The sequence below is a fragment of the Heliomicrobium undosum genome, from assembly GCF_009877425.1.
Lineage (GTDB): Bacteria > Bacillota > Desulfitobacteriia > Heliobacteriales > Heliobacteriaceae > Heliomicrobium > Heliomicrobium undosum.
Genome location: NZ_WXEY01000036.1, coordinates 1 through 17,654 on the forward strand (window position 1 = coordinate 1; position 17,654 = coordinate 17,654).

Genomic DNA, 17,654 nt, shown 5'->3' on the forward strand with positions numbered 1-17,654 from the left:
TTCAACAGTGTTCATGCGATGTTTCCCGACGACACGGAAAAAGGAGTTGGTCTGACAATGAAACAACGCATTTTCCCTCGTCGAGAACCTAGCTCGATTGAAAAGGCCCTGCTTCGCCGGGTCGAAAAAGACGTCAAACAACTACTTTTCGGCTGGTTGGAAAAACGCCAGGAAGAACAGATCGCGGGCTCGCTCCGCATGTTGGGACAGTATTACACCCATGAGCGGCAAAGAAACCGCCTGCCAGGGTGATGAAAGGCGCTAACCGCCGGCAATTCGTGATCCCAGGGCACAGTCAGTGCCGCCAGCCGCCGGCGCTGGTCTTCCGAAAGGGCCACCCTTTTGACTTATTCATTAGTAAAGGGCCTTCCTATGATGATTGCCGGTTTCTCCTATATGAATTATTGAGAGCCCATCCCGAATCGCTTGAAGGGATTCCCTGCAAAACGTCGAAAAAATCATAAATATTACTTCTACGTTGGCGGGCTTCGATTTTTACTTGCATAACGCTAAAAAGGATAACGCTAAAAAAATTATTGACTGCTTCTTCCCATTCCGAAACGTTCGCAGAGGAGAAGGATGAAATGGATGCGCATCGGCAGCACAGCAGAAGCAATCAACGATCCTTATCCTTAATCAGGAACATCCTATTAAGGATTTTTTTGATCTCTTTATGCATCGTCGCAGTCATCTCCTTCGCCTCCTATGCCAACGTCTTTTCGACGCAGACAGAAAAACGATTGAATGAACTCAAGACAGACGTGGCGGAGAGGGTGAGAACAGACAGCGAGATCTTCAGGTTGGCAGAGGACAACCTGAAGGTTTTCGAAAAAGAGTTCATGCAACTGTACCTTTCCGATGCGAAGGTGACGAAGGAAGAGTTCTGGTCCTGCTACTTTGTGGACGCCCAGGGCGCCACCCGGATGAAGCGGGAATACTTTGATGGCCTCTACGGAAAAGACGGGAATTACATATACGGCATGTCCAGTTTCATCGGCAACAACCAAAGGGTGGATGATCCCGATTTTCAACGGCGCCTGGTGCTGGCGAACCGCGTGCTGACCCGCTTGGGGCCGGCGTGGGTAAACCGGTTCGCCAATGTGCACGTGGCCTTTCCCGAAAACGCCATTACGCTCTTCTACCCGGAAGAACCCTGGGGCTTGAATGCCCGGGCCGACCTGCCCATGAACGAACTCGGCGTCATCGGCGCTGTGAGCAAGCAGAAAAATCCGGAGCGGAGATCGATCTGGTCAGGACTGTATTTCGATGAGACGGCGAAAAAATGGATGATCACTTATATGGATCCCGTCGACTACGACGGACGCCACCTGATCACCCCGGGTCATGATCTCTATCTGACCGATCTGATGGAACGCCTGGTGGAAAGCTCCAATGACGGCACCTATAACTTCATCATCCGCAAAGACGGCTATCTTGTGGCGCACCCGAGCAATCCCAGCGATGCGCAGAAGTGGGTCGGACAACTGTCTCTCGATAAAATCGATATCCCTTCCGTCAAAGAGGCCTACCAACGGATTAGGGAAGAAATCAAAGACGAAACAGCGGAAGTCCGGATCATTCAGAATAAAACCCATGACAGTTACCTGGCTGTCGGGATGATCCGAGGACCGGAATGGTATTTCGTGCGGGTCCTGCCGGTGGCCAAGATCCGCGACGCCGCCCATCAGGAAGCGAGAAGGGTCTTCGTCGAAGGGATGACGGTGCTCTTCGCCGTTCTCCTTGTCGTCTATTCGGTGATGCGCTACCAGGCGGAAAAGCCCTTGCAACAATTGACCCACGCGGCCGAGGTGATCGGCAGCGGCGAATACGGGGAAGTGGCGGAAGGGCGGATCCCGCTGCCCGTTCAATTGAACAATGAGATCGGCCTGCTATCCACGCGCTTTGTGGAGATGGCCGGCAGCGTCAAAGACGCCAAGGAAAATCTGGAACGGATCGTGGAAGAAAGGACACAGGCACTGGAAAAGGCGAACGCCGACCTGATGGAAATGAGCCTCCTCGACGGGCTGACAGGCATCCACAATCGCCGATCCTTCGATCGCAGCCTGGCCCACATATTCTCTGACGCCAAGCAGGGATTGGGCACCTTTTCGGTCATGATGCTCGATATCGATTATTTTAAAAGCTATAACGACACCTATGGTCATGCCGAAGGGGATGGGGCGCTCAAGGCCATCGCCGCTGCGATCAAGGGGACTATCCGAGAAGAGGACCGTTGTTTCCGCTACGGCGGGGAAGAGTTCGTGGTGATTTTCAACGACGCCAACGCAACGGCAGCGGAAGGGATCGCTGAGCGGATCATCCAGTCGGTCCATCGCTTAGGCATCGCCCACAGCGAGAGCCCCTACGGCATCATCACCGTCAGCGGGGGCATCGCCGAGTACGACGACGCCTACGCCAAACCGGAAGAGATCGTCAAAGCGGCCGATCAGAAGCTTTATATCGCTAAGAATAAGGGGCGAAATCGGATCGCCCTTTGACCGGATCGACATTTAAACGGCCATCCATTAAGCGGATTATCGTTTGCCATCGATAGGAAATCCCGAAAGAGAAATCCCCCCTGTGACAGACTGAACGCTGCCATAGGGGGGATTGTTCTTACACCGCCTGCGGAAGACCGCCTTCACGGAACTGGCTGTGATAAAGTTCAGCATAAAAACCGCCTTTGGCAAGCAAATCGGCATGGTTCCCCTGTTCGATGACCCGTCCGTGGTCCATGACCAGGATCAGATCGGCCTCCCGGATGGTCGACAGCCGGTGGGCGATGACGAAGCTGGTCCGGCCCTGCATCAACTTACCCATCGCCTTTTGAATCAGCGCCTCTGTGCGCGTGTCAACGCTGCTGGTGGCCTCGTCGAGGATCAGGATGGCTGGGTCGGCCAGGAGGGCGCGGGCGATGGTCAGCAACTGCTTTTGCCCTTGCGAGATGTTGGAGGCTTCCTCATCGAGCACAGTGGCGTAGCCGTCAGGCAGGGTGCGGATGAAGCGATCGGCGTTCGCCGCCTTGGCGGCGTGGACGATCTCCTCCTCCGTGGCCCCTTCACGTCCGTAGGCGATATTCTCCCTGATCGTGCCATGAAACAGCCAGGTGTCTTGGAGGACCATGCCGAAGCAGCGCCGCAGGTCGCTTCTACGGAGATGACGGATATCAACGCCGTCGATGGTGATGCGCCCACCGTCGACCTCATAAAAACGCATCAGCAGGTTGATCAACGTCGTCTTGCCGGCGCCGGTCGGTCCGACGATGGCGACTGTCTGCCCCGCCTTGACGAGGATAGACATATCCTCGATAAGCGGTTCGTCCGATTTGTAGCGGAAAGAGACCGCTTCAAAGGCGACGTCCCCCAGGGGGCGGAAGGCTGAAACTGCAGCCATATCCGTTTCTGCATCGGGAACCTCTTCCACCTCATCGAGCAGTTCGAAGACCCGCTCGGCCGAGGCGATGGTGGACTGGATCACGTTGGCGATATTGGCTGTCTGGGTGATGGGGTGGGCGAACTGCCGGGCGTACTGGATGAAGGCCTGCACATCGCCGATCTCAATGGCCCTTTTTGTGACCATCACGCCGCCGACGACACAGACGAGGACATAGCCGATGTTGTTGATGAACATCATCAGCGGCATGATGATGCCGGAGATGAACTGAGCCCGCCAGCCGGCCCCATAAAGCTGTTCATTGACAGCGTTGAACTTGGCGATCGAAGACGCCTCCTGGCCGTAGGCTTTGACAACAGGATGGGCCGTGTACATCTCTTCGATATGGCTATTCAGTTCTCCCAGCGTCTTTTGCTGGTTGATGAAATGGGACTGGGAGCGGGAGGCGATGCCTTTGATCACGAAGGCGCTCAGGGGCAGGGTGACGAGGAGGATCAAGGTCATCCAGGGGCTGATGACCAGCATCATGACGATGACGCCGACGATCGTCACCACGTTCGTGATCAGTTGGGTCAGGCTCTGGCTCAAGGTGTTGCTGATGTTGTCCACGTCGTTGACGGCCCGGCTCAGCGTCTCGCCGTGCGGGTTGCTGTCAAAATAACGCAGCGGCAGGCGAGACAGTTTTTCGTTCACATCCTGCCGCAGCGCAAAGACCGTCTTTTGGGCCACGCCGGCCATGACATACTGCTGCACATACCCGAAAAGGGCGCTGAATCCGTAAAGCCCCGCCAGGACGATCAGGATGTTGGCGATATAGGGAAAGTCGATGGCGGCGTCCGGCGACCCCTGATACCTCATCATCAGCCCTTCAAAGAGCCGTGTCGTGGCGTTGCCCAGCAGTTTCGGGCTGACGATGGAGAAGACGGTGCTGAGCAGGGCCGTGACGAGAACGGTGAAGAGGGAGAGCCGGTGCGGGCGCAGGTAGGCCGCTAAACGGCGGAGCGTGCCTTTGACATTCTTCGCTTTTTGCGCCGGCATTCCCATGGGCGGGCCGCCGCCAGGGCTGAAACCGGCGCGTGGCGCTGTTTTGATGCGGCTTGCCTTACTCATGCGGCGTCCTCCTCCGAGAGTTGAGATGCGACGATCTCGCGGTACACATCACAGCTTTGCATCAACTGCTTGTGGTCGCCAATGCCGGCGATGCGCCCCTGGTCGAGGACGATGATGCGCGTCGCGTCCATGATGGTGGAGACCCGCTGCGCCACGAGCAGCACGATGGCATTGGCGATTTCCGGTTTCAAGGCGGCGCGCAGGTTGGCGTCGGTCTTGTAGTCGAGGGCGGAAAAGCTGTCGTCGAAGAGATAGATGGCCGGCTTTCTCACGAGGGCGCGGGCGATGGAGAGGCGTTGTTTCTGCCCGCCTGACAGGTCGGCGCCGCCCTGGGCGATGGGGGAATCGAGCCCGCCGGCCCGCTCAGCGATGAACTCACCGGCCTGGGCGATCGCCAGGGCACGCAGGATGTCGTCATCAGAGGCGTCGGACTTTCCGCAGCGGATGTTCTCGGCGATGGCGCCGGAAAAGAGCAGCGCCTTTTGCGACACATAGCCGATCTTCGCGCGCAGGTCTTGCTGGGCCATCTGGCGCACATCGACGCCATCCAAGAGAATGCTGCCGCCGTCGATGTCGTATAAGCGGGGGATCAGGCTCAACAGCGTCGACTTGCCTGAGCCGGTGCCGCCGATGATGGCCGTGATCTCGCCGGGCCGGGCGGTGAAGGAAATATCGGAGAGGACCGGCTGTTCCGCGCCGGGGTAGGAGAAGGTGACGTTGCGGAACTCCAGGGTCTCTACAGCGGGGCTTGTCAGGGGAGGATTCGTTCCGTCAATCGTCACAGGATCGACGATCGTCGAAACCGTATCGAGCACCTCGTTGATACGCGCGGCCGAGGCGGAGGCCCGGGGAATCATGACAAAAAGAAAGGCCGCCATCATCAACGAAAACAGGATCTGCATGCCATATTGGATAAAAGCCATCAGGTCGCCCACCTGCAAATGCCCGCTCTCGATGCGCAGGCTGCCGAACCAGACGATAGCGATGATGGAGAAGTTCAAGAGCAGCATCATGATCGGCATCAGCGCGGCCATGATGCGGTTCACCCGGATCGCCGTGTTCGTCAGGTCGTCGTTGGCCTCATGAAAGCGCGCCTTCTGATGGTCGACACGGTCGAAGGAGCGGATCACGCGGATCCCCATCAGGCTTTCCCGGAGGACCTGGTTTAACTTGTCGAGCTTCACCTGGATGGCCTTGAAGAGGGGCATTCCCTTGCGCGCCATGATGAAGATGATCGCCGCCAGGATGGGGACGACGGCGGCGAAAACGAGGGACAGGCGGGCGTCGCGGGACACGGCCATGATGATGCCGCCGGCGCACATCAAGGGGGCGCTGATCATCATGCGCATCGTCACTGTCAACACCTGCTGCAGTTGATTGATGTCGTTCGTCGTCCGGGTGATCAGCGAGGCGGCGCCGAAGCGGTTGAACTCCTGGAGGGAAAAGCGCTCCACATGGGTGAACAGGCCGCTCCGGAGATCGCGGCTAAAGCCAGAGGACGCTTTGGCAGACAAATAGCTCGCCCCAATCGAACAGATCCCCCCGACGGCAGCCACGATCAGCATGAGGCCGCCGAGCTTCAGGATGTAGCCGCTGTCTCCGGTCACGATGCCCCAGTTCACGATATCGGCCATCAAGGTCGGCAGATACAACTCAGACAGGGCTTGCAAAAAGAGCAGGACCAGGAGCAGGCTGACAGAAGCGCGGTAGGGATGCAAAAAACGGTATAGCTTTAACATGTGCCATCTTCCTTTGATAGGGTCTGTGATATGGGGGCCTCTTTCGTGGCGAAATAAAAGAACGCCTCGTTCAACAGTTCGGCCAGTTGCTGGCTCTTCGCCTCGCCTAGGTGGTTGACCAACCCGTCAAAGGCGCGCACAAACTCATCGGCTGCCGCTTTGGTCACCTTTTCGCCCTTCTGCGTCAATCCGATGAGCGCCGAACGCCGGTCATCCCGATCGATGGCCCGCTCCACCAGTCCCCTGATCTCCAGGTCCTTGATCAGTTGCGTCACCGTAGGGGGGGTTACCCGCAAAAGCTGGCTGATCTCGGACGCTTTGATGCCGGGAGAACCGGACTTTCGCCCTTTTTTGATGCAAAAGAGGACCTTGATTTCGCTGGGCTTGTATCCGAGGACGCTCCGCTGGTGCCATTCGATCCGCTTAAACTGCATGAAGGCTTGCAGCAGTGTTTGGGCCGTGCCGCTTTCATGAACCATTTCATCACCTCACAGGAGATTTGCCATCTACTGAAAAAATATTTGTTAACCTAACTAATTATATGATTTCTTCAGGAGAGAAGTCAACCGCACAACATTTGGCGCGGAAGGCCGGCGTCGAGCGCGTCGAATGTTCGCCTAGTCTGCCTAACGAATGACCGCCTAACGAATGACTGTGCAGTCTATGACGCGCAGCGGGTTAGCCGAGAAAGGCAAGTTAAGACCGGGACTATTTATGTAGTAATAGAAGGGATTACTAACAAAGTGTCGAAAGAATCTAAAAAAATTTCGACAGCAGGCGCCAAATCAAAGCGTCTATCAACTGTACTAGAGTGTATACGTACGAAAAGGAGAGTGCCTATGTTCAAAAAATCGGCCCTTACAGCATCCGCGCTATGTATGCTGCTGTCGGCGACATCCCCGGCCCTTGCCATCGAGTTCTACCAATCCAAAGAGATCAAGCCTGTCACTTCCACGCCTGTTCAATACCAGTCGACGGAAGTGAAGCCGGTGACATCCCAGCCAGTTCAGCAATACCAGTCAACAGAAGTCAAGCCTGTTGTGTCTCAGCCGTTGACGCCGTCGACACCCCGAGGGATCAGCGTCTTTTTGAATGGAACGCAGTTGACCTTTGAGGATCAAGAGCCGGTCATGCTGAACGAACGGGTCATGGTGCCGATGCGCAAGATCTTCGAGACGATCGGCGCCGCCGTCAAATGGGATGACGCAACGCAATCGGTAATCGCCGTTAAAGGTTCGAAAAAAGTGATCCTGATCGTCGGTTCGCCCACAGCCGTTGTGAACGGGCAAGTCGTCTCCATTGACCCGCCTGCCCAGATCATCAATGGACGGACCCTCGTGCCGCTGCGTTTTGTCATCGAGTCAATGGGCGCAAACGTAAAATGGGACGGTCCCAGCAAAAAGGTGACGATAGCGACGGAAACCGGTGAGGCAAAAGCGAATGGGTCTGTCGATAATCCTGCTGCCGAGCCAGCCGTGTCCAATCAAGCCGGCGAAGACCTGGGCTTCTTCTTTAAGGAATGGAGGTTGAACGTCCAGGGCGGCGCCTACGTCACCCATGAAGCGGACTATGATGTGCTCCATACCAGCGCTGGCACAGGAAAAATCGGCACGCTTGTCATTCGCAGCGACGGCACATACACATGGAACACCTCCTCCGGCGTCATCGAAGGCGCCTGGCAAAAAAGCGGGGAAGGAACAGGCGTCGGCAGTTATCCCATCATCCTGTTGAAGGGAGAACTGGGACGCGATTATAAAGTGGGCAGAGGCGACGGGACCACACAGGGCCGGGAAACCAACATCAGCATCGGCGACTTAAAGGGCCTGCGGTGGACGCGCGGAACGCCGTCAAACTAACAGTCATTGCAAAAACCCCAGATGGAGTCTCCCCTAAAGGGGATCCCTCCAAATGGGGATTTTTTCTTGATTGCAAGCATTTTATCGGCGAGAAAAGGATGTGGCGTGACGTGTTTCTGTATCCGTTTCATGAAAGCGGCAAGGAAAAAGGATTTGGGAAAGAAAGCAGCAAATATCGTGGCCGACGGACTCATCAAGCTGAAAAAACGCTACGATCAACGCCTCCGCTGATCAGGGATAAAAGATCGCCTCATTTGAAATCTCCGGCAACCATGGTAAAATGAGAAACATATGTCCGGCAACCGGATCATATCGTGACAGAATTGAAGCGGAGATGAGCAGCATGTATGAACTCCTGGCCGGTGTTTACGACCGGCTGATGGCCGATGTCAACTACGACGACTGGGTGGACTTCACCGAAGGCGTCTTTTCCCGCTACGGGCTCCAACCGGCCACCGTCCTCGACCTCGCCTGCGGGACCGGCGCCATCACCGAGCGCCTGCTCAAGCGGGGCTACCGCGTCGTCGGCGTTGACCTCTCACCGGACATGCTGGCCGTCTGCGCCGACCGCCATGAGGAAGACCTGGAGCGGGGCCAACTGCTCCTCCTAAACCAGGACATGCGTCGCCTCGAATACCCCCGGCAGGTCGAGGCCATCGTCTGCTTTCTCGACGGCTTAAACTACCTTCCTTCCGTCGAGGATCTAACCCAGACGCTAGGCCGCGTAGCCAAAACGCTCGCGCCGGGCGGCGTGCTGGTGGCCGACTTGCATACAGAACATAAGCTGTCGACGGTGCTTGGTAACGAAACTTTTACCGAAATCCGGGAGGATCTGGCCTACATCTGGTCAAATTACTATTCTCCAGTCACCCGCATGGTGGAGATGGACCTGCTCTTCTTCGTCGCCCGCCCGGACGGCCTCTATGAACGCTTTGAAGAGAGCCACTATCAGGTGTGGTACACCCGCGAGGAGATCGAAAGCGCCGTCGCCGCCGCCGGCCTCACCCTGGAAGGGCTCTACGGCGACCTCTCCGGCAATGCCCCATCGGAGACAAGCGAGCGATTCTACCTGGTGGCCCGGAAAACAGTCGAATAGGCCCGCAGGAAGTCGCGCCATTGACGGATGAAAACATCTGAACCAATAAAACGGTACGGGAAAAGAATGATCTTAAGGAGAATCATCGTTGAGTGAACTGATCAAAGTCATCGAGGTCTTCCTGACCCAAATCGTCACCTATCTCAACTCCTTCGGCTACGCCGGCGTCGTCATCGGCATGGCCATCGAGAGCGCCTGCATCCCCTTGCCGTCGGAGATCATTATGCCCATGGCCGGTTTCATGGCCTATCAGGGCTCAATCACCCTCTTCGGCGCCGCCATGGCCGGCACGGTGGGCAACGTCATCGGCTCCCTGGCCGCCTACTACGCCGGGCGCGCCCTCGGGGAGGAGTTTCTCTTCAAATACTTCGGCTGGCTCATCTCCCGCAAGGAATTCAACATGGCTCAGCGCTGGTTTGACAAGTACGGCGACGCGGCCATCTTCATCAGCCGCCTCCTGCCGGTCATCCGCACCTTCATCTCCCTGCCGGCCGGCATCGCCAAGATGGATGTGAAGAAGTTCACCCTCTATACCTTTATCGGCTCCTTCCCCTGGTGCTACGGCCTCGCCTACATCGGCTACGTCCTTGGCGAGAACTGGCAGTCCATCCGCAAGTACGGCCATGACATCGACATCGTCATCATCGCCGTCATCGGCCTCATCGGCGCTTTTTGGCTCTGGCACAAGTTCAAGGACTACCGGGAGGGCCGGGCGGAACTGAATCGCAAGGACTGAACCGCAAGCGCTGAAACGTCAGGATTCTATCGCGTGGACTGAATTAGGTCTGAAACGTTAGGTCTGAATCGTTAGGACTGCGCGAAAGCGATTCGCGTCGATTAAATTGCATTTGCTACGGGAAATGCTATAATAGGAAACATATGACCCGGATATGACGAAAACGACGAAGAACGGGAGCAGTACACCGCCCACCTTCCTCCAGAGACCTGCCGGCTGGTGCAAGGCAGGGGAGAGGCGGTCGAATCTCGCCCGGGAGTCGCAGGGCCGAAGGGAGAACGCTGGCGCAGCGAAACCGCCAGCGGCGCGCAGTCTGATTGTATGGCCGTCCCAATAGGGCAGCCAGCCGATAGGAAGTCAGCCAGCACCCTCTGTAAGCTCCGCCGGTGGCAGGACCGTTATCCCTGCGCGAGCGGCCGATTTCCGGCACGGACACCCATGCGCGTAGGTTGTTTTTTGACGCAAACCTCCCGCAAGCCAGTCTTCCCAGGCAAAGCGCCTGGAAGGCTGAAAGTATGGCGAAGTCCCCCGGCGCGGCAACTTGGGTGGTAACGCGGAAAGAACCTTTTCGTCCCATGACGGGCGGGAAGGTTTTCTCTTTTTCCAGAGAAATAGGGATTGAAAAAAGAGATCGATATTCTTTTGGGAGGAATCCACACCGATGCAAGAACGCTACGACTACCAGCAGATCGAGCAAAAATGGCAAAAGCACTGGGCAGACACGGACATGTTCCGCCTCCAGCAGGAGGAAGGCCGGCCCAAATACTACTGCCTGGAGATGTTCCCCTACCCCTCGGGAAACCTGCACATGGGCCATGTGCGCGTCTACTCCATCGGCGACGTCGTCGCCCGCTTCAAAACCATGCAAGGCTACAACGTACTGCACCCCATGGGCTGGGACGCCTTCGGCCTGCCCGCCGAAAACGCCGCCATCAAGCATAAGGTGCCCCCGGCAGACTGGACCTGGAGCAACATCGCCAACATGCGCCGCCAGCTCCAGTCCATGGGCATCTCCTATGACTGGGAGCGGGAAGTGGCCACCTGCCACCCCGACTACTACAAATGGACCCAGTGGCTCTTCTTGCAGCTCTACAAGGCCGGCCTGGCCTACAAGAAAAAGGCCAACGTCAACTGGTGCCCCGACTGCGCCACCGTCCTCGCCAACGAGCAGGTCGTCGACGGCCTCTGCGAGCGTTGCGACGCCACCGTCGAGAAAAAAGCCCTGGAGCAGTGGTTTTTCCGCATCACCGACTACGCCCAGCGCCTCCTGGACGATCTGAACAAACTGCCCGGCTGGCCCGACAAGGTCAAGACGATGCAGGAAAACTGGATCGGTCGCTCCGAAGGCGTCGAGGCCGACTTCGCATTGGAAAACCCCGTCGGCGGCGTGGACAAGCTGACCGTCTACACGACCCGCCAGGACACCATCTTCGGCGTCACCTACATGGTGCTGGCGCCGGAGCATCCCGCCGTGGAAGCCTTGGTGAGCGGCAACCCCCGCGAGGCGGAGCTGCGCGCCTTCATCAAAAAAGTCCTCAGCCAGAGCGAGATGGACCGCACGGCGAACGACACGGAAAAAGAGGGCGTCTTCACCGGCCACTACTGCATCAACCCGCTGACCGGCGACAAAGTGGCCGTCTACCTGGCCAACTACGTCCTCGTCGATTACGGCACCGGCGCCGTCATGGGCGTGCCGGCCCACGACCAGCGCGACTTTGAGTTCGCCACCAAATACAACATCCCCATGAAAGTGGTCATCCAGCCCGAGGGCCTGCCCGACCTGGACGTGGAGGAAATGGACCACGCCTATGAAGAGGAAGGCCGCTTGGTCCACTCGGGCGAGTTCGACGGCCTGATCAACACGCAAGCCCTCGACGTCATCGCCGACAAGCTGGAGCGGGAAGGCAAGGGCGTCCGCAAGGTCAAATATCGCCTGCGCGACTGGCTGATCTCGCGCCAGCGCTACTGGGGCGCGCCGATCCCCGTCATCTACTGCGAAAAGTGCGGTGAAGTGGCCGTCCCCGACGAACAGCTCCCGGTCATGCTGCCCACCGACGTGGAGTTCACCCCCTCCGGCGAATCGCCCCTGACCACCCGGCCCGACTTCTACGAGTGCGCCTGCCCGCAGTGCGGCGGCAAAGGCCGGCGCGAGACGGACACGATGGACACCTTCGTCTGCTCCAGTTGGTACTTCCTGCGCTACTGCACGCCGAAGGACAAAGACCACGCCTTCTTACAAGAGGACGTGGACTACTGGATGAACGTGGACCAGTACATCGGCGGCGTCGAACACGCCATCCTGCACCTCATGTACGCCCGCTTCTTCACCAAAGTCCTCTACGACCTGAAACTGGTCAAGGTCGAAGAGCCCTTTGAAAACCTGCTCACCCAGGGCATGGTCCTCATGGGCGGCTCCAAGATGTCCAAATCGAAGGGCAACACGGTCAGCCCCGAAGAGATCATCGCCAAATACGGCGCCGACACGGCCCGCCTCTTCATCCTCTTCGCCGCCCCGCCCGAGCGGGACCTGGAGTGGAGCGATCGCGGCGTCGAAGGCGCCCACCGCTTCCTGCACCGCGTCTGGCGGCTCGTTCACGCTTATAGCGAGCAAATCGCCGGCGTGCCGGGGACGCTGGTGGGGAGCGACCTCTCCAGCCTAAACGGCGACGACCGCGAACTGGTCCGGGTGGCCCACTACACCGTGAAAAAACTGACCGAAGACATCGGCCAGCGCTTCAACTTCAACACGGCCGTCTCGGCGATCATGGAGATGGTCAACCACCTCTACCAGTACAAAGACAAGGTTCCCGCCGAACAGCAGAACATCCCCCTCGTCAAAGACGCCCTGGCCCGCCTCGTCCTCGTCCTGGCCCCCTTTGCCCCACACGTCTGCGAAGAACTGTGGCAGGTCATCGGCGGAGGCGAGTCGGTCTACAAACAGCCCTGGCCCAGCTACGACGAACAAGCCCTCGTCCGGGATGAAGTGGAAGTGGTCGTCCAGATCAACGGCAAGGTCCGTGAGAAGTTGCAAGTGGCCAATGGATTGGATGGGGAAGCGTTGAAGGCGAAGGCGCTGGAGACGGAGAAGGTACAGGCTCTGATCGCGGGGAAGAGTGTGGTTAAGGTGATTACGGTGCCGAATAAATTGGTGAATATTGTGGTAAAGTAAATCGATGTAAGAAAGACCTTTGGAGAAGCCAAAGGTCTTTCTTACCAATCCGTATAATTTTTTTGTGAGAAAAAAGTTTCGGAATCTCTTTTTGGTTGGATGTTAGGGAGGAAATAAGTGGCCTTTCTTAGAATATAGACTAAGTCTATGCATATTGCCTATAATTTCTTTTTCTTGAAAAGTAGGGTATCCAGGATGGAACATCTAAAAACTTACTAAAAAGAATAGTTGCGAGAGAATACAAATAGAAAAATACACCTGTAGTTAAATGTAATTATCCTAAAGGCGCTAATGAAAAATCTAACCAATAAGCATTGGTATAAATATCTAGAAGACTTTGGAAAAATAATAGAAACATCTGTATAAGTAAAACCATTGTTGTTGTTTGTTGGTAACAATAACATTGAAAAGAGTTACTAGAGGTCGTTCTTATGGGGAGTTTTGTATGTTGGATATACCTTGTTTCCAAAAAACGTTCCTGGCTCGATGAGTTATAAAAAATGTGAAAAATGGTTATCGCAATATCCCTGGATGGTTGTTTACTAGCGACATCGTGAGGGGATTCGCTTTCAATATATACCCGTGCGCATCCCCTCAACCGTGGACAGCCAATCCCAGGCGTTCAAAGCGATGAGCAGGGCGGGGAAAACTGCCCAGTATAACGCTATCAGCCGGTTATTCAAGAGATCTATCATGCACGTAAGAGAACCCCGAAATACTTCGAAAAGCCAACCGCCGATGAACTGGGACGGTTGGCTTCGTGTCATTAATGCCACATTCCGACCTTTATTGGGATAGTACGCCAATAACATTAAAAACTAGCCAAGTTTTCGGCTTAAGCCCATAGCATAAAATTGTTGCGTTCTTTGCATTGTTCCCTAGCGGTAACACAAAGCGAGTATTGGATAAAATAGTGGTTATAAAGCCAATATCCATATTTAGCAAGTAATAAAAAATTCATAAATGAAGGAATAGGCTTGACCATCTCCAACGACAAGTGATAAAATTTCCATAAATAAATTTGGAAAATTATCGAATTGGAGGTGCGTTAGAAATTGGTGAGAAAAAATTGGGATAGATTACAATCTGAGCGAATTGAAAGATTAGGTTTTAAGAGAGATGGTCAATATACTTTAAAACATAAAGAAGATAACAAAGATAAATCAACAGTTAGACGGTATGAACCAATAAGCATTAGTCAAAGAAACTTATTAATAAATAGCGAGGTTACTAAAGACCTTCCTTGGTTGTTTGAATTACTTAAATATAACAAATCAATTATTAACGCAAAACTAAATGACTTACCCACGGATCAACGTTCGTTTTTTATTGAAAGAAAACAGTTTCCAGTGGTGCTCGCTGCAGAGCAAGAATGGATTGGAGACCCTTATCCTGTTCAAATATATGATGAGAGAGTATATTCCTGTGAATTATGCGGAACGAAAATACAGAAGTTATACCTTATAAAAAATATTAAGAACAGTAATCAGTTATATGTAGGTTGTGAATGTATCGAAAAATACGTTAGTGGAGCCCTAGCCAGTATGGGAGGAAAGTCCGCAATTATAAAAGCTGATTTAGAGCGTCGAAGATTAAATCGGATGTTGGAACTGGAAGAAAACATACCGGGTTTACAGGAAATGCTAAACTGGACACCCAAAGATTATAGAATAATACCCCCAAAAAAAATGCATATAGATTTTAATAAGATCCAAAGCGATGGCGTTTCATTGGTAAATCAATACGTAAAGAAAAAGTCAGACCGTGATCAAATAATAAAGTTGCTAAAAGAATGGTTTTTTAATGCTGAGGAACAAAGGAACAAAATCGAACTTTACATACTGCAGTGGGAGAATCACCCTTTGGCGGCTACAAAGGAAATAATTAAATGGTTAAAGGAACATTTGAAAGAACGTGATTCTAAAGAAATAATTGATATTATAGAGAAAAATGGGTGTATTACTACAAGTACAATAGAACATATTCTTGAACATAATTTTCTGGAAAAAGTATCAATGCCAATAATTAGACAAGCCTTAGACAATACTGGATTTTTAATTGAACCGAACCATGAGCTTCGAATGTTTAATATTATTGACAAAACTAACCGTGAGTTATTTCTTTCGCTACAGATGTCTCTGTTAATTAATTTTTTTCGCAATCAAATATCAAAACAAAGAGTAGAGACTATATATGCGGAACAAATAATTGCTATATTGCAAAAACATGGTGTTATAGTAGAGGACATGTCAATACAGAAATTTCTAGAGCATTTTTCTTATTACCTAAACGTATTTGGTTACAAGGTTTCATTTTGGAATAAAGCCTATAATGAAGCGTTTATATGGAATAATAAAGAAAGGCGCTTTTGGAAGGTTGAATTAAGAAAGTTGCTAAAAGGAACTAAAACTTTATACTTTTATAGAGATAGGGAAGATATCAAGGTTTTAGCTAGCTGGGTTGAAGGTATGAGTACATTACAAAGGTTAGAACGAGTCGAACTTCTAAACTATCTAAAAGAAAAGTCTAGTTATATTAATAATTGGTTCAATTCACTAATGAGGTTTTCAGTCGAAAAAGATAAATTCAAGAATGCACTAAACGAAATAATAAATGTTGATGTTGTTACATATGTCGATTATGATTTAGAAGCAATGGAGAAAAACAGAGGAGTAATTTTATAAATCATTTGAAAAACCTATTGTTTCCAAAAAGCATCTTTGTCAAATTGATTACCCATTGTTAGGAACCGTGTACAAAACTGGACACTATAACGCAGCACTGTATCCGTCAGAGAAGGCATTCGTCAGAGCATAGCCAACCAGCAAAAAGAGTTTATCGGCGCCTTTTTGCGGCAACGATACGGAAGGATTGCGCTACGGCGCCATTGGCACGGCGGAGAAATACTTTCTCCAGTGGAAAGAAGATGTGCACGATAACAGCCGTTTGTCCCTCGATAAAGACCTCCTCAAGATGTGCAACAAACGACGCCTGTTGGAACTGATCTTTGATTATGTGCTCTTTGACGGCGGCATCAAAAAATTGCCGCCGTTCATCAATATTTCGGCATCAAAGCGGCCCAGACGCATGTCCAACGGCGCGAAGGCGGCATCATCTGGCATACCCAGGGAAGCGGCAAAAGCATCGTCATGGTGCTCCTCGCCAAGTGGATCTTGGAGAACAACCCCCAAGCACGTGTGGCGATCATTACGGACCGCGACGAACTTGACAAGCAGATCGCTAGGGTCTTCAAGGATGCCGGGGAAGCGATGAGCCGCGCCGTCAGCGGGCGCGATTTGATGAAACAACTGGCCCAGGCCACGCCACGCCTGCTTTGCTCGCTAGTCCATAAGTTCGGCAAAAAAGACGTGGAGAATTTTGACGCCTTCAACAAGGAACTGGAGAGCCAGCCCTGCCAGGCCGCCGGTGAGCTTTTTGTCTTTGTCGATGAGTGTCACCACACCCAAAGCGGCAAATTGCATCGCATGATGAAGGCCATGCTGCCCAATGCCGTATTTATCGGTTTTACCGGAACGCCGCTGCTCAAAAAAGACAAGCAGACGAGCCTGGAGGTCTTCGGTAAGTATGTCCACACCTACAAGTTCAACGAAGCTGTGGAAGATGAAGTGGTGCTGTAGGTGGTAATGTAAAAGGGACAAAAACAGGAAAGCCATTGGGACAAATACGGGAATAGCAGGAAGATCACCATGCTGTGTTAAGTGGACAACTGGCCGCCACAACAAGTGCAGACCCACAGGAGAACGAGAAGTACCAGTGAAGTTGCCCAAAAAATCGTGGGGACCGTTCCGCCCCTACGGCCTAAGGGCCTCCGGGCCGGCTTTTCCCGGAGGCCCTCCTCAACCCAGTTGTACAGGCAACAATTAATCCTATGGACGAACATACGTTTGTGACATCCCATTCCCGAAATTGTGACATTACATTCCCGTTTTTGTTCCTAACGCGTTCCTGTTTTTGTCCTTTGCACGTTCCCATATTTGTCCCGATAACGTTCCCGTTTTTGTCCCATTTTGTATTGACACCGACAGGTGCTCGATCTTGTCTATGAAGCCCGCGATATTGACCAGCGGCTATCGTCGCCTCACCGGATTAATGCCTGGTTTGACAGCAAGACGAAAGGCTTGAACGACTTTCAAAAAGCGGAGTTGCGCAAGAAATGGGGCACCATGCAAAAGGTGCTCAGTTCCCGCTCCCGCATGGACCAAGTGGTCAACGATATCCTCCTGGACTTTAACGTCAAGCCGCGCCTCAACTCCGCGACGGGCAACGCCATTTTGGTGGCCTCCAGCATTTATGAGGCTTGCCGTTACTACAAGTTGTTCCAACAGACCGAGTTTGAAAACGGTGAGCCAGGTGTGTTTGGCAAGACAAAAATGCAGAGATCGGCAACCGATTTTTGCAGGGGCACTATGCCAACATCTACGCTAGTTTTTCTTAGTGCTTAGGGCATGCCGTAGGCGGTAACTCTCACCAGCAAAGGTCAGAATGTGGGCATGATGGACCAGCCTATCGACCAAAGCCGCTGTTAGACGAGTAT

General features: G+C 53.4%; 14 protein-coding genes. 10 read left to right on the forward strand and 4 right to left on the reverse strand.

What is annotated here, in order from left to right:
* On the forward strand, positions 1–252 hold a 252-nt coding region (locus GTO91_RS16865; protein ID WP_207709047.1), incomplete at its 5' end, for a hypothetical protein.
* A gap of 410 nt (positions 253–662) precedes the next feature.
* Positions 663–2,498 (forward strand): diguanylate cyclase, encoded by a 1,836-nt coding sequence (locus tag GTO91_RS16870; protein WP_161259897.1) that lies wholly within the window; start codon positions 663–665, stop codon positions 2,496–2,498.
* 118 nt (positions 2,499–2,616) lie between these two features.
* Here the strand turns inward: GTO91_RS16870 and GTO91_RS16875 are convergent, their stop codons facing one another.
* From GTO91_RS16875 to GTO91_RS16885, 3 genes are read right to left on the reverse strand one after another with little or no spacing between them, the layout of a single operon-like run.
* Complete coding sequence (locus GTO91_RS16875) at positions 2,617–4,503, reverse strand: ABC transporter ATP-binding protein (protein ID WP_161259898.1); 1,887 nt, start codon at positions 4,501–4,503, stop codon at positions 2,617–2,619.
* Positions 4,500–6,242 (reverse strand): ABC transporter ATP-binding protein, encoded by a 1,743-nt coding sequence (locus tag GTO91_RS16880; protein WP_161259899.1) that lies wholly within the window; start codon positions 6,240–6,242, stop codon positions 4,500–4,502. Before GTO91_RS16880 ends, GTO91_RS16875 begins: the two co-directional genes overlap by 4 nt.
* Positions 6,236–6,721, reverse strand: coding sequence for a MarR family winged helix-turn-helix transcriptional regulator (locus GTO91_RS16885; protein WP_161259900.1), 486 nt, complete (start codon positions 6,719–6,721; stop codon positions 6,236–6,238). The genes GTO91_RS16880 and GTO91_RS16885 overlap by 7 nt, the downstream gene beginning before the upstream one ends.
* Positions 6,722–7,081: 360 nt before the next feature.
* Between GTO91_RS16885 and GTO91_RS16890 the strand changes: the two genes are divergently transcribed.
* The 8 genes from GTO91_RS16890 (at position 7,082) to GTO91_RS16925 (ending at position 17,562) form a co-directional block, all read left to right on the forward strand.
* Positions 7,082–8,098 carry a copper amine oxidase N-terminal domain-containing protein gene (locus GTO91_RS16890; RefSeq protein ID WP_161259901.1) on the forward strand — a complete coding sequence of 339 codons (1,017 nt, stop codon included), beginning with the start codon at positions 7,082–7,084 and terminating at the stop codon, positions 8,096–8,098.
* A gap of 66 nt (positions 8,099–8,164) precedes the next feature.
* Positions 8,165–8,329, forward strand: coding sequence for a hypothetical protein (locus GTO91_RS16895; RefSeq protein WP_161259902.1), 165 nt, complete (start codon positions 8,165–8,167; stop codon positions 8,327–8,329).
* Positions 8,330–8,441: 112 nt separating this feature from the next.
* Entirely contained in the window at positions 8,442–9,194 is a 753-nt protein-coding gene (locus GTO91_RS16900) for a class I SAM-dependent DNA methyltransferase (protein ID WP_161259903.1), read from the forward strand.
* Between the two features lie 88 nt (positions 9,195–9,282).
* The gene (locus tag GTO91_RS16905) at positions 9,283–9,930 is read left to right on the forward strand and encodes a DedA family protein (protein ID WP_161259904.1); all 648 of its coding nucleotides are present in this window, start codon (positions 9,283–9,285) and stop codon (positions 9,928–9,930) included.
* A 661-nt stretch (positions 9,931–10,591) separates the two neighbouring features.
* Positions 10,592–13,099: a leucine--tRNA ligase gene (gene leuS, locus GTO91_RS16910; RefSeq protein WP_161259905.1), complete on the forward strand. Its 2,508-nt coding sequence runs from the start codon at positions 10,592–10,594 to the stop codon at positions 13,097–13,099.
* Positions 13,100–14,157: 1,058 nt separating this feature from the next.
* On the forward strand, positions 14,158–15,783 hold the full coding sequence (locus GTO91_RS16915; RefSeq protein ID WP_161259906.1) for a hypothetical protein: 1,626 nt from the start codon (positions 14,158–14,160) through the stop codon (positions 15,781–15,783).
* A gap of 357 nt (positions 15,784–16,140) precedes the next feature.
* Complete coding sequence (locus GTO91_RS18290; protein WP_328793833.1) at positions 16,141–16,737, forward strand: DEAD/DEAH box helicase family protein; 597 nt, start codon at positions 16,141–16,143, stop codon at positions 16,735–16,737.
* A gap of 408 nt (positions 16,738–17,145) precedes the next feature.
* A complete protein-coding gene (locus GTO91_RS16925) occupies positions 17,146–17,562 on the forward strand; it encodes a hypothetical protein (RefSeq protein WP_235919672.1) in 417 nt (138 codons plus the stop codon).
* On the opposite strand, the gene GTO91_RS16930 is transcribed toward GTO91_RS16925, so the two are convergent.
* Positions 17,542–17,654 (reverse strand): ATP-binding protein (locus GTO91_RS16930; RefSeq protein WP_235919673.1); only part of this gene is annotated, 113 nt, incomplete at its 5' end. The genes GTO91_RS16925 and GTO91_RS16930 overlap by 21 nt on opposite strands.

Coding starts and splice junctions, on each gene's coding strand:
- GTO91_RS16890 (WP_161259901.1), top strand. CDS start 7,082: ATGTTCAAAAAATCGGCCCTTACAGCATCCGCGCTATGTATGCTGCTG.
- GTO91_RS16885 (WP_161259900.1), bottom strand. CDS start 6,721: ATGGTTCATGAAAGCGGCACGGCCCAAACACTGCTGCAAGCCTTCATG.
- leuS (WP_161259905.1), top strand. CDS start 10,592: ATGCAAGAACGCTACGACTACCAGCAGATCGAGCAAAAATGGCAAAAG.
- GTO91_RS16875 (WP_161259898.1), bottom strand. CDS start 4,503: ATGAGTAAGGCAAGCCGCATCAAAACAGCGCCACGCGCCGGTTTCAGC.
- GTO91_RS16900 (WP_161259903.1), top strand. CDS start 8,442: ATGTATGAACTCCTGGCCGGTGTTTACGACCGGCTGATGGCCGATGTC.
- GTO91_RS16880 (WP_161259899.1), bottom strand. CDS start 6,242: ATGTTAAAGCTATACCGTTTTTTGCATCCCTACCGCGCTTCTGTCAGC.